The organism is Pseudorhodoplanes sp. (genome assembly GCA_032027085.1).
Taxonomy (GTDB): Bacteria; Pseudomonadota; Alphaproteobacteria; order Rhizobiales; family Xanthobacteraceae; genus Pseudorhodoplanes.
In genome coordinates, this window is sequence record JAVSMS010000001.1 from 4,580,174 (window position 1) to 4,592,929 (window position 12,756).

Below are 12,756 nucleotides of genomic sequence, written 5' to 3' on the forward strand. Positions count from 1 at the left end.
GGGCCCGTTTACGGCTCATCACCCCAAATTGGCGATTTCTTAGTTCTTAACGTTTGCGCTCAGACAGCCCGCTGGCGAGCTGAATTTATTCATGTTTTGCGCAAGCATCTGGATACAGGACATATCAACTTGACGCTGACCGCGCCAAATCAATCGCAGCAAGAATTCGATCCACTTGCCCCCATAAGCGCCGCTCGTACTGGCCGGCGCGTTCGAAGACATCACCGCTTACGTTCATGAGACGTAGATTACACTGCGAAGTGCCTCACTGGACCAGCGCATTGGACTGTTTCACAAACGCATCTTCAACGAGGATGGCCGGCTGTTTGTATGCCAATCGCTCCCGGCCAATATCATTCACGGGGCACATTATTTCGAATATTCCTGGTGCGCTCGGCGGCGACGATTTTGCCGACGGACCTTGTTGGATACCCGCCTGAATAGCATACAGGCCCGTCTCGATCGCTGTCGCGCGCCGGAGCCTCCAAAGCAGCGAGGCAAGCCGTATTACAAGCTCGTGCTCAAGCGTTGAGCGCGGCCGGTACTCCTTGAAGATCGCACGCTCGAACGCGCGATAATCTTCCGTCCGCTCCAACACTCCGATTACGGTCTCGGCCGTGAGCCCGTGACGGATAGCATTTCGACGGGATTTGATTTTGCCCACCTCGGTTCGCGGTCCCGTGCTGCGCTGCGCGTTCATTCTGTTTGCAGCGATCTGCCGTTGCGAGGTCATGCCTGCTCACCCCGATTGGAAGTCCGCTCGGTCTCTCGGGGAGATTGAGCAGCAGGTTCCGCCTTCTCGCGGCGAATAATGACGTTTGCCTCGCGCGGGATATCCCCTAAGTCGGAATAGCTCGTGACAAGTACATTTTTCCGCTTGCGGCCCTCCTGCCAAAGCTGTGCGGCTATGGGAAGCGGATCGATTTCGACGACTTGCCACCAGTCAATCTCGTTACCGGATTGATGAAGCTGCCGGTGATGTCCACGACAGAGCGGTACGGTGAACTCATCACTGACCTTGCGGCCGAGCGCCCGGTCTTGTGCAAAGCGCAAGTGATGAGCATCCGAAGGCGCCCGACCGCAGACGAGGCAGGGTTGATTTGCCACATACTGAAGGTGCTTCTTATCCCGGAACCGTTTCGGAGCTCCGAGCATAAGCACCGACTTGTCGATACGCCGCGTCGCGTTCTCATTGTCGGCCGGGTGAAAAGTCACAGTCTGGTCGGCATGAGACGTGGCTTTGCGAGCCGGCATGCCAAGGCTTTTGACGTCATCCGGCTGACCTTGCGCATCGGCCTGGAGGAATGGCGGAGGCATTACGCCCGGTATGTCTATTCCCGGCCGCGGCACAGAGCCTGGCGGATCATTGGCGGGCTGCTGTAGCTTACTAGATTGCGCGCCTCTCGGTTGCGTCGCTGCGACATTGTCCGTCTTCGGGTAGACTGTCCCCTGTTCGGCTTGGGCTTCCGGCCGCACCGCCGAACTGGGCCATTGCGCACGTGGCGCTGATGCTCGTTCCGCGCCGCTTCTGACGCTATCTGCGTCATGCCGATGTGCTGCTCCTGCTCTATTTCCATTCGGCCGCACGTTCGTAGCGCCGAGGTAAAGTCCCAATCCAAAAGGTCGCCCGAAGGTGGCCAATGCTCTTTTCGTGGCATCCGTCTCGGCAGATTTGAGAGCCTTGTCGTGTGCCTCACCGGGCGTTGCCCCTTGTGCCTCGCCCGTGCCCTGACCTTCCCGCAAGATGGTCTCGTTTTCTGCGCGCACGGTGATCCGGACCTTGGCTAGATAAACCGCCGTGAACTGACCACGGATTTCGCGGGCGAGAACGCACTTCGCCTCGACAGTCTCTCTGTCCCAGGCTGAAAACCCGAAGATGCGGTTCGCCTCCTCAATCGCGTGCCCGCCTTCAATATAGGTGATCTCGCGACCTTGAATCTCACGACTGCGAAGATGCTCGCGTTTGATGTTCTGGCGCAGCAGCCGCTGCTGTTTGCGAGTAAAGCCCATCACTTTGTCCTCACGCTCAGCACCGGTTGCGGATTGGAGAGTGCAGCGCCGGCGATTTGCGCTCCCTGCTTGAGGTCCGCCAGCAGAGCCTGGCGATTCAGCTTCGGCTCGCGCGGCTCAAAAAAACGACCCGGGATTTCCGCTTCGTTCGTCACAACGAGCGATGGCGTCCCAGGCCGGATGGAAATCGTGAAATCAGGCAACGTTATCTTGGTGATGCCCGTGTCGGTCATCACGTCGCGCGCGATGGCCCTTCGCTTGGAAGCCCGATCCTGCAGCCGTTCAAGTCGCGCCTCCATGTCGCCGATGCGGAGCTTCAAGCCATCGACAAGCGCCTCGTCGATCAACGCCGAGCGCATGATCGCGGCGACGATCTCATGCAGATCAGTCAGTCCTTCCACCGTGTCGGCTAGTGTTTCCTCGTCAAGGGTTGGGTCGCTTTCCTTCAGTCGGCGATGCATTTCTTTATAGGAGGCAGTTGCTAGAGCTAGATACATTGGAAGTCTCCTTTAAATATCTATATTGATATTTATAATATCAATCATGACACCTTGTCAAGCTCTCCGGAATCGGAGATTTTTTGTTATGTTGCGCATCGAACAAATACGTGCCGCCAGAGCGCTCTTGGGTTGGCGGCAAGAGGACTTAGCGCGCGCTGCCGATGTCGGCGTCGCCACGGTTCGGAGATTGGAGACGTCGGAAAACTTTGCGAGCGGAAACGTCAGTACGCTTAGTAAGATTGAACAGGCCTTCGAACGTGCGGGCGTTCAATTTTTGTATGCGGATGCCTTAAACGGGATTGGCGTCAGACTTTCCTTAACGAAACGAAGCAAAAAATCGTGACGTAAGTTGCGCGCGACCCGTCCCTGCGGGAGGTGAAATATATGCCGCCGAAGAACCGCAAGTTGAATGCGCTCAAACACGGCATCTTTTCAGCCAGCGTCGTTCTCCCAGGCGAGAGCCAAACCGAATTCGATGAGCTTCACCAAACGCTGGTCGATGAGTGGAATCCTAAAAACCTCATTGAGTCCGATGCCGTGTATTGCATGGCCAAAGCCATCTGGCGAAAAAAGCAATTAAATGCGATGCGGGCGGCTCTCCTGAGAAAGAAGCTGGACGAAACCACCAAAGCAGATGCGACAGAAGACAAATTTGCTCTGCTTTTGGCCGCACCTGGTCCTCTCCTCGATAATGACCCTATCGATCCGGTCGAACGTTTTAAGAGAGCGTGTGAATATGCGAGTACTCCAGGATATCCTTACATAAAGCACAGCGAGCTGGAGCAGTTACTTCAATTCATTGGGAGACTTTTTCGCAACTCAAATCCAAGCATCGTTGATTCTGCAATTAAATATCTACCGAAACAGGCATCTGAGCATCTCCAGACACATGTCCCGCGAACCAAATTCCGGAATCCACAGAAATGGATCGAAGCATTGTGGCATGAAATCAACGATATTCTTCTTCCTGCTGCGCGTGAAAAATTCAAAGCTGAAGAATCGTCATCAGAAAGCATCAATGCCCAACTCGCCGAGATCGTCACGACCGATTGGCTGGAAAGAGAAATCGCGCTGGAAGAACGCCTCGACGCGATCATCGACAAGGCAATCAGACGCTTGATGCAGTCGCGCTTCATCCAGCAGATCGAAGCGGGCTCGGCGACGCCCAAGGGTCAGCTGGCCATTGCGCATCAGCCACGCAACCTGGAGGCACGTCATAGGTGAGTACAATTTTAAGTTGTATTTTTTCCGAAACGATTTGATTGGCCTGTCTCAACTAATCAATTGAGAAAATTACGAAATCACCCCTTAGCCAATACTCGGCGATTTCCTCCTGTATTTGTGCCCGCTCGGGCAATATGACTGCGGGCCTGACCGGGGTGAGGCGTGAAACCAAACATCAAACCGCAGACACACATCCAAGGCTTCATTTCCTCCGCCCTGCGCACCCTGGACGCAGAAGCAAGCGGCATCGCTGCGCTGTCGCAGGCGCTGCAGAACGGTCTGGGGCCCGCCGTCATCGCGGCTGTGGACCTGATCCGCGAGGCGAAGGGCCGCCTGATCGTTACCGGCATGGGCAAGTCCGGCCATGTCGGGCGCAAGATCGCCGCCACCTTCGCCTCCACCGGCACGCCGGCCTTTTTCGTCCATCCGGGCGAGGCGAGCCACGGCGATCTTGGCATGATCACGCCGGATGACGTGATCATGGCATTGTCCTGGTCGGGCGAGACGGTGGAGCTGAAAAACCTCATCGACTATTCGCGCCGCTTCAAGATCGGGCTGATCGCCGTCACCGCGGAGGCCGACTCAACGCTTGGCCGCGCCTGCGATGTCGCGCTCGTCCTGCCGCAGGCGCGCGAGGCCTGCCCGCACAATCTCGCACCCACCACGTCATCCCTGATGCAGCTCGCGCTCGGTGACGCGATGGCGGTCGCCCTGCTGGAAAGCCGCGGCTTCACCGAACTCGACTTCAAGGTTCTGCATCCCGGCGGCCGGCTCGGCGCCATGCTGAAATTCACGCGCGATGTGATGCGCTCGGGCGAGGGCGTGCCGCTCGCCACCAGCGGATCGCGCATGTCGGACGCCATTGTCGAAATGTCGGCGAAGAGCGTCGGCTGCGTCGGCATCACCGATCAGGGCGGACACCTCATAGGCATCATCACCGACGGCGATCTGCGGCGCCACATGCGCCCGGGCCTCACCGAGGCGAGCGTTGATGAGGTGATGACCAAAGGCCCCAAGACCTGCCGCCCCGATCAACTGGTCAGCGAAGTAATCGAGATTCTGAACGCGTCGAAGATCACCGCAATTTTCGTCGTGGACAATGCGAAGCCGATCGGCGTCGTGCATCTGCACGATCTCCTGCGCGTCGGCGTCGCCTGACGCCCGCGATCCCGCATGCGCGCTCTGTCTGAGCCCCTTCCATCTTCGATGATGCTCGGATTCGCCATCGTGGCGGCGAGTGCGGCAGTCACCATCGCGCTGATTGTCTGGCTTAAGCCCCTGCTCCTGCGCTACGCGCTGGCGCGCCCGAATGCGCGCTCCTCACACAAGACGCCGACGCCGCAGGGCGGCGGCATCGCCGTGATGACGGCCGCGCTGGTCCTGTCCGCCATTGCGACATTCATGCTGAAGGATGCGGCCTCACCCTTTGGCGCGACATTCGGCCCTGTCCTTTTCGCGACAGTCTTCATCGCTCTCATCGGCGCGGTTGACGACATCCGCACACTCGCGATTGCACCGCGCCTGCTCGGCCAGGCGGTCGCTGTCGCACTGGTGCTGGCGAGCCTGCCCGCCGACTTCGCCCTCACGCCGTTTCTTCCCTGGTGGCTCGAGCGCGCGCTGTTGCTGATCGCCGGCCTCTGGTTTGTCAATCTCGTCAACTTCATGGACGGCCTCGACTGGATGACGGTCGCGGAAATCCTCCCTGTCACCGGCGGCCTCATCGTGCTGTCCGCTGTCGCCGGCCTGCCCTTGCACGCAACCGTGCTTGCGCTGGCGCTGTTCGGCGCCCTGCTCGGTTTCGCGCCGTTCAACAAACCCGTGGCCCACCTTTTCCTCGGCGATGTCGGAAGCCTGCCGATCGGATTGCTCGTCGGTTACCTGCTGCTGCTGCTCGCCGGCGCCGGGCATGTGGTCGCGGCGTTGCTGCTGCCGCTTTATTATCTCGCCGACGCCACCATCACCTTGCTGCGCCGCTTCGGCAACGGCGAGACGGTATGGCAGGCGCATCGCAGTCATTTCTATCAGCGCGCCACCGATCACGGCTTCAGCGTGATGCAGATTGTCGGGCGCGTGTTCGGCGTCAATATCGGGCTTGTGGCTTTGGCGGCCTGGTCGGTGTGGCAGACCAATCTAATCACGCAAATGATCGCGCTCGGTCTGGGTCTCGCCCTTGTCGGTTGGCTGCTCATCACCTTCAGCCGGAAACGCGCCTGATGCGGCTGCTGATTACCGGTGCTTCCGGGTTCGTCGGGCAAGCCCTGACGCGGGCGCTCGCCGGCTCGGATTTTCTGGTGCGCGCGGCGGCGCGATATCCCGCTGCCATTCCCTCCCTCGCGTATATCGAGCCGGCGTATCTGCCCGATCTCGCGAGCGGCCCGGACTGGACACCGCTTCTGCAGGATATTGACGCCGTCATTCACCTTGCCGGCATCGCCCATGCAGGCGCGGGCATCGCCGATGACGTCTATGATCGCGTGAACCGCGCCGTAACCGAGACGCTGGCGCAGGCCTGCGCCACCCGCAACATCCGGATGATCTTCATCTCATCGATACGCGCGCAAACCGGCCCCGCAGCAGACCACATTCTCACCGAGCATGACACGCCGCGGCCGACCGATGCCTATGGCCGCTCCAAGCTCGCCGCCGAGGATGCGGTGCGCCGCAGCGGCGCGTCCTTTGTCATCCTGCGGCCGGTCGTCATGTATGGGCTCGGCGTAAAGGGCAATATCGCCACCGTGCTGCGGCTGGCAAAGACGTCATTGCCGTTGCCTTTTGCCGACTTTCACGAAAAGCGTTCGTTGCTCGCCGTCAACAATCTCGTCGCCGCCATCCGGCATGCGCTCGCCGAGCCATCGATGCAGGGGGAGACTTTTATCGTCGCAGACAACGAGCCGGTTTCGCTTGCCGAGATCATCGCCATGATGCGCGCCGCGCAGAATCGAAAGCCCCACCTCTTCTCACTACCGCCGGACTTTTTCGCTGCCTGTCTGCGCCTCATTGGGCGCGGCGACATCTGGGAACGCATCGGCGGATCGCTGGTGGCCGACGCTGCAAAGTTGCGCGCCACCGGCTGGCGACCGGCCGTCAATACGCTGGATGGACTTGCCGCGATGGTTCAGGCGGCTTCGCCGCGGAAATCCGGCACCGCATCGCGCAGCACGCCATAGATCGCGGAGCGTTCCTCGCGCGTGAGCCCCTGCTCGAGCGTGGCAAGCCAGGCCTTCATCGTTTCCATCGACGGCGTGACCGGCCGCGCCGCGACAACACCGGCGATCCCGATGTCCGCCGTCGGCTCTTCCTGTGCGAACAGGATTTCGTGCAGCCGCTCGCCCGGCCGGATGCCGGTGAAGGTGATGTCGATGTCGCGTCCGGGTTCGAGACCCGACAGGCGGATGATGCGTTCGGCAAGATCAAGGATCTTCACCGGCTGGCCCATATTAAGGACGTAGACGCCGACATCCGAGCGTTGCGGCGACAGCGCATGGCTCGACGAGGTGACGACGAGGTCGCAGGCTTCGCGGATGGTCATGAAATAGCGCACCATGTCCGGATGCGTGACCGTCACCGGCCCGCCCGCCTCGATCTGCGCCTTGAATTTCGGCACCACGGAGCCGTTCGAGGCCAGCACATTGCCGAACCGCACCGAGATCAGGCGCATCGGGGGCTTGCCGCCATCGGCGCGGCGCGCGAATTGCTGGTCCAGCGACTGGCAATACATTTCCGCAAACCGCTTGGTTGCGCCGAGCACGGACACCGGCTCGATCGCCTTGTCGGTGGAGATCATCACCATGCCGGTGGCACCGGCCGCGATCGATGCATCCGCGACATTGACCGAACCGAACACGTTGGTCTTGACGCCCTCGCCCCAGTCGCGTTCCAGCAAAGGCACGTGCTTCAGCGCAGCGGCGTGAAACACCAGATCCGGCTTGAAATCGGCAAACAGCCGCATGATGCGCTCGCGATCGCGCACGTCGGCGAGACGACCGTCGACCTGCGCCGCGCTGTTCTTGGTCGCCAGTGTTTCCAGAACCGCATGCAGAGCCGGCTCCGAATTCTCCACCACCAGCAAACGCGCTGCGCCAAAGGTGACGATGCGATCACAGATCTCGGCGCCGATCGAACCGCCGCCGCCGGTGACCACCACCGAGCGCCCCTTGATGAAATCCTCCAGCCGCCGGTAATCGATCTTCACGCTCGGCCGCAGCAGAAGGTCTTCGACGGCCACCGGCGCCAGCCGCAATGCTTCGCCGCCATCCTCAAGCGACGGCAGCCGGCTCGTGGTAAGCCCCAGCCGGCGCGCCTTCATCAGGATGGTCTCGGGCTTGGAATCCGGCTCGAAGGCGGACGGCGTCAGCACCACGCGGCTGACATTGGTGCCGCGATCGGCCAGATCACCGACCGCTTTTTCGATCTGGTCGAAACCTCCCAGCACGCGGATGCCGCGAATGGATTGGCCCTGGTCGGCCGCAGAGGGCGACAGGATTCCGACCGGCCAGGTCTTCTTCACCGCGCCGCTTTCGATCGCGCGCAACAGCACTTCGGCGTCGGCGGCGCGGCCAAGGATCAGGGTCGGCGCCGATTCGGAAGCACGCGCCTGGATGCGCGTGCGCGAATAGCGGAAATAGCGATAGGCGACGCGCGGCCCGCCCAGAAAAAACATCTGGAGGAACCAGTAGAGCAGGATCGTGGTCTTGCCGAAAAAGAAGGTGCCGTAGAAGTTCGGCGCAAACAGGATGTAGTCCAGCACCAGCAGCGATAGCGCCAGCACCGTCGCCGAGCGGAAGATGTTGTTCAGGTCGGGGAGCGAGGCAAAGCGCCACTTGGCATCGTCGAGGTGGAAGAAATGGTAGACGATGCCGGCATAGACCACGAGGCCGGGGATGATGTAGACAAGCCAGTCTGCCCGCTCCGAGAGACCGCTCGTCTCGAACCGCAAATAAAGGGCCGCGAGAATCGCGGCCGCCGTGGCGATGAGATCATGCGCCACAATCAGAGCTTTGCGAGCAGTCAAATTCTTGAACCCCACCATTGGCGACCGGCATCCTGTCCCGGATGTCATAGCGGCGTTTATGGTCGCGCGCCACCCTTGCCAGCCGCCGCAAGTCGCTCGGCAAGTATCTGATTCAGAACTCGAATTGCCTGGCTGGCCGGAAGTTCGTCAAGGCATTGGCTATGGCTGTCCAGCCGTCGCAGACAGCCTTCCTGCTGGCAGGGCATGCAGGACAGTGGATTCTGCAGCAGCCACACATTACCGCGCTGCTGCACGGTCCCCGTCTTGTTCCAGGATTCACGCAACCCGTCGCGCGGCCATGGCCCCCAGATCTGCGGGTCAGTCGGTCCATAGAGCGCAACCGTCGGACATCCCGCGGCGGCCGCGAGATGCGTCACCGAAGTGTCCGGTCCGACATAGACCCGTGCGCCGGCCAGCAGCGTGGCAAGCTCCGGCCAGCTCAATTGCCCGTCCAGTCGGCGGATCGGGATGTCGCGCCAGATCGCGTCGAGATAGGCGCGCTCCTCAGCGCCCGGTCCGCCGGTCGCGACAAGATCAAGGCCCTGCCCCGCCAGATGGCGCGCGACATCGCGCCAGCCCTCGCGGTGCCATTGCTTGTAGCGGAAGTACGGCGCTGCATGGATGACGGCATAGTCGCGCGCAGGCGCGACCGATGCAGATGGTTGCGCCGCCGGCGCGACCATCTGCGCGACGGGCGCTATTCCCACCAACTCTGCGAGTTGCAGGTTTTCCTGGACGCGGTGACGTGAGCCGTCCAATTGCAGCCAGCGATCAAGGAACAGACGAAAGATGCGACCGCTCAATCGCGGCTGCACCGGACCGACGCGTTTGCGGCCTGCGATAATCGTAAAAAATGTCGGCCGGTCTCCCGCCTGCGTCGACACGGCGAGGTCGTAGCGGCGCCACAGCTTTGCGGCGAGTGCCAGACTTTGCAATGCGCTCGCCGGTTGCGGCATGGCGATCACGCGATTCAGATCGGGATTGCCGTCGAGGATGGCAGCCGTGTCGGCGAAAACCAGCACATCGATTTGCGCGTCCGGCCACGCGTGGCGAAGGCTGCGGATCAGCGGCGTCGTCAACAGAACGTCGCCCAGCCGGCGCAAAGCGACAATCAGAATGCGCGGAGATGGCGGAAGAGCAATCCGGTCCATTTACGCGCGCGCGACCGCTTCAGCCGGAGCTTTTGCGGGCTGCCCGGCCTTCTGTCCCGCCATCATCACACCACCGGCGACGCCGACGCCGAACACATAAAGCCATCCCTGACTGAAATCGGACAGATGCGAGTTGAACAGCGAGCCAAAGATATTCTGGCTCACGATGACGAGCCCGGTCCAGCTCGCCAGTCCGCCGCCGCGGAAGAGCATGGCATGCGAGGCCCACATGGCGATCAAGACAAGGCCGCCCAGCAGGCCGACCTGTACGGCGACCGCGAGAAACTGGTTATGCGGATTTGTTGAGATCAATGACGAGACGCCATCACCGCTCGAGGCCACGCGGGCAAAAAGCGAACGGGTCGACCCGGTCCCATGACCGAAGATCGGCGCCTCCCCAACAAAACCAATCGACTTCTTCCAGAACTCGATCCGCTCGCCGGCAGATGTGCGTTTGTCTGTTGTCTGATAGGTCGTGATCTCGCTCGACAGGTTTTCAAGCCGAAACCGCAGATAGTCCGATGACGTCCACACCAGACCCACAAATACGACAGCCGCCGCCGCAATCGCGCAAATTCCCTTCCACCGGAAAAATTTCACCATGAAGAGAACGAGTAGAACCGGCACGGTCAGAAGCGCCGTGCGGCTCGTGGCCACAAACGAGATATTGAGGATGAAGGCCACCACGGCGACGCCATACAAGGCCGCTGCGGCCGGCCGTCGCGACAGGCAGGTCTCGCGGACCCTGTACAGCAGAATGAATGCGCTGACGGTGAACAGAGCCGCCTGGCTCAGATAATCCTTGACCGGGATGCCCGGTGCTTTCGCCCACGACCACAAGATGAATCCGGGCCACACAAAGCTTGCCGTCGACACCAGCAGCAATGCGGCGCAGGACGCAAGAAAGCCGTTCAAGATCCAGTGCGCGTTTGCAGATCGCCGGAACTGAACGAAGAGCAGCGGCAAGATCAGCAATTTGAGGAATCCCGAAAGGCCGCGGCTGCGTTCCGCCCAGGCCACATCCGCCCACAGCATGCCGATCGCACCGATGACAACAAGAACGACCGGCAAATAAGCCGCGGGCCTGCTTATCACCTCGGAGAGATCGTCGCGCTGCAGAGTCGGGATCAGGGCCACGAGCCACGCGACAATCAGAATCGCGGTCGCCGACGTTGACCAAGGCAGCGAAACCACGACCGCCGTCGCCAAGCCATCGGACAAAGTCCGGAGCCGGACCTGGACCTCGCTTTGCGCCAGCGCGGCCATGCTCATGTCAGCGCCCGCTCGGCAATATGTGTCTCGACGGCCGACAGGCCACGGCGCGCTCTGACACGCTGATCGCTGCGCGCTTCATCCAGTTTGCGGTCATTGTCCGGCAGCCAGGAGCGGTCCGCCGCCGGATGCCACAAATGCAGCACGCCGCTGGCAAATACACCGTCCTTGCGGCGCACGCCGGCATGCAGCAGTCGCACCAAAAGATCGGAATCTTCGCGGCCCCAGCCCGCGTAATCGGAATCAAAACCGTCCACACGGTCGAGATCGGACCGCCAGATGCCGAGATTGCAGGAGCGCGCATCGCGCCAGGCGCGCCAGCGTAGTTTCCGCAGCGGACCGAGCGGCAGGCGCACCAGCGGCACGGTGCGGTTGATGCCACCCTTCGCGCGCTCGCGGGTCCAGGCGCGGTAGCTCCAGGTCTCCACGTCGAGCTTGTCGCGCAGGATCGTTCGGGTCAGATCTTCCGACAGCAGGATGCGATTGCCGGTGACAAACCAGCCCGGCTCCGCCAGCCGGCGGTGCACCTCGACGAAATCGCGACGGGCAATGCAATCACCGTCGAGGAAGATGCAATATGTGCCGCGGCTTGCGACAATCGCGCGATTGCGGATTTCAGCGGCGCGGAAGCCCTTGCGTTCCTGCCAGACATGCGACAAGGGCCGGCCGAGTTTTCCTTTCCAGCTCTCGATCAGTTCGGCCGTCGCCGGACCAGAGCCGTCGTCGGCGACGATCACCTCGAAATCACGATCGGTCTGGCGCGACAGCGAGCGCAAGACGGCGTCGAGCGCGTCCTCGCGATTGCAGGTCGTTACGATGATCGAGATCAGATCAGCCACCTTGCCGCCCCTTCAGCCAGGCCTTCATGTAACGATAATAGGTTCCTTCGGCATTCGCGACAGCCAACAGAAACCCCTCGCGGCCGTCCAGAAAGCCAAGGCGCAGAAAGTAGGTCCGCACGAAGGCCCACCACCCGCGCAGAATGCCGGTCAAGAAGGACACCCGCCGCCCCGATTTCAGAACCATGTCTGCACCGGCGGTGGAATAGCGGTCCATGCGCGAGAGCGCATCCTCCAGCCGCTCGACCGGATGATGGATGAGCGGCGCCGACAGGCGCGCGACCTTTCCCTCACAGATCACCCGTTCATGCACCAGGTCGTCGGAGAAGCGTGCGCGGCCCCGGCGGAACAGCCGCAGCACATAATCGGGATACCAGCCGGAATGGCGCATTGGCCGGCCGCAAAAGGTGGAGAGGCGCGGCATCTCGTAGCCGTCCGCCTGCCCCGCAGAGACGGCTTCGGCGATCTCGGCCGCCAGTTCCGGGCTCACCCGCTCATCCGCGTCAAGCGACAGCACCCAGTCACCGGTGGCTTGTTCCAGGGCGAAATTCTTCTGCGCGCCGAAGCCCCGCCACGCATGCGAGAGAACCACCGCGCCCTTGGCCGCAGCCAGCGCCACGGTCGCGTCGTCGCTACCGCCGTCCACCACGATCCGCTCATCACAAAAGGCAAGACTGTCCAGACACGCCTCGATCTTGGCGGCCTCGTTCTTTGTGATCACGATGGCGGACAGGCGCGGCATCTGTGGC

Annotated in this window: 13 protein-coding genes; 5 read left to right on the forward strand and 8 right to left on the reverse strand. The window is 61.5% G+C overall.

The window, feature by feature from the left end; all coding sequences use genetic code 11:
- Positions 1-265: 265 nt before the first annotated feature.
- From RO009_22425 to RO009_22435, 3 genes are read right to left on the reverse strand one after another with little or no spacing between them, the layout of a single operon-like run.
- The gene (locus RO009_22425; GenBank protein MDT3687794.1) at positions 266-733 is read right to left on the reverse strand and encodes a hypothetical protein; all 468 of its coding nucleotides are present in this window, start codon (positions 731-733) and stop codon (positions 266-268) included.
- Positions 730-2,010 carry a Rad52/Rad22 family DNA repair protein gene (locus RO009_22430; protein MDT3687795.1) on the reverse strand — a complete coding sequence of 427 codons (1,281 nt, stop codon included), beginning with the start codon at positions 2,008-2,010 and terminating at the stop codon, positions 730-732. The genes RO009_22425 and RO009_22430 overlap by 4 nt, the downstream gene beginning before the upstream one ends.
- Positions 2,010-2,507 carry a siphovirus Gp157 family protein gene (locus tag RO009_22435; GenBank protein ID MDT3687796.1) on the reverse strand — a complete coding sequence of 166 codons (498 nt, stop codon included), beginning with the start codon at positions 2,505-2,507 and terminating at the stop codon, positions 2,010-2,012. The genes RO009_22430 and RO009_22435 overlap by 1 nt, the downstream gene beginning before the upstream one ends.
- Positions 2,508-2,595: 88 nt before the next feature.
- On the opposite strand from RO009_22435, the gene RO009_22440 reads away from it, so the two are divergent.
- The 5 genes from RO009_22440 to RO009_22460 all read left to right on the forward strand — a co-directional run bounded on the left by RO009_22440 (position 2,596) and on the right by RO009_22460 (position 6,901).
- On the forward strand, positions 2,596-2,853 hold the full coding sequence (locus tag RO009_22440; protein ID MDT3687797.1) for a helix-turn-helix transcriptional regulator: 258 nt from the start codon (positions 2,596-2,598) through the stop codon (positions 2,851-2,853).
- A gap of 41 nt (positions 2,854-2,894) precedes the next feature.
- Complete coding sequence (locus tag RO009_22445) at positions 2,895-3,734, forward strand: hypothetical protein (protein MDT3687798.1); 840 nt, start codon at positions 2,895-2,897, stop codon at positions 3,732-3,734.
- A gap of 162 nt (positions 3,735-3,896) precedes the next feature.
- On the forward strand, positions 3,897-4,892 hold the full coding sequence (locus RO009_22450; protein ID MDT3687799.1) for a KpsF/GutQ family sugar-phosphate isomerase: 996 nt from the start codon (positions 3,897-3,899) through the stop codon (positions 4,890-4,892).
- A 15-nt stretch (positions 4,893-4,907) separates the two neighbouring features.
- The gene (locus tag RO009_22455; GenBank protein MDT3687800.1) at positions 4,908-5,948 is read left to right on the forward strand and encodes a glycosyl transferase; all 1,041 of its coding nucleotides are present in this window, start codon (positions 4,908-4,910) and stop codon (positions 5,946-5,948) included.
- The gene (locus RO009_22460) at positions 5,948-6,901 is read left to right on the forward strand and encodes an NAD-dependent epimerase/dehydratase family protein (protein MDT3687801.1); all 954 of its coding nucleotides are present in this window, start codon (positions 5,948-5,950) and stop codon (positions 6,899-6,901) included. Before RO009_22455 ends, RO009_22460 begins: the two co-directional genes overlap by 1 nt.
- Here the strand turns inward: RO009_22460 and RO009_22465 are convergent.
- Genes RO009_22465 through RO009_22485 form a run of 5 tightly spaced genes read right to left on the reverse strand, consistent with a single transcriptional unit; the run spans position 6,850 to position 12,749 of the window.
- A complete protein-coding gene (locus RO009_22465; GenBank protein MDT3687802.1) occupies positions 6,850-8,763 on the reverse strand; it encodes a nucleoside-diphosphate sugar epimerase/dehydratase in 1,914 nt (637 codons plus the stop codon). The two genes, RO009_22460 and RO009_22465, sit on opposite strands and share 52 nt — an antisense overlap.
- A 38-nt stretch (positions 8,764-8,801) precedes the next feature.
- Positions 8,802-9,896 carry a glycosyltransferase family 9 protein gene (locus RO009_22470; protein ID MDT3687803.1) on the reverse strand — a complete coding sequence of 365 codons (1,095 nt, stop codon included), beginning with the start codon at positions 9,894-9,896 and terminating at the stop codon, positions 8,802-8,804.
- On the reverse strand, positions 9,897-11,168 hold the full coding sequence (locus RO009_22475; protein MDT3687804.1) for an O-antigen ligase family protein: 1,272 nt from the start codon (positions 11,166-11,168) through the stop codon (positions 9,897-9,899).
- Entirely contained in the window at positions 11,165-12,007 is an 843-nt protein-coding gene (locus RO009_22480) for a glycosyltransferase family 2 protein (protein MDT3687805.1), read from the reverse strand. Before RO009_22480 ends, RO009_22475 begins: the two co-directional genes overlap by 4 nt.
- Positions 12,000-12,749, reverse strand: coding sequence for a glycosyltransferase family 2 protein (locus RO009_22485; protein ID MDT3687806.1), 750 nt, complete (start codon positions 12,747-12,749; stop codon positions 12,000-12,002). Before RO009_22485 ends, RO009_22480 begins: the two co-directional genes overlap by 8 nt.
- Positions 12,750-12,756 lie beyond the last annotated feature (7 nt).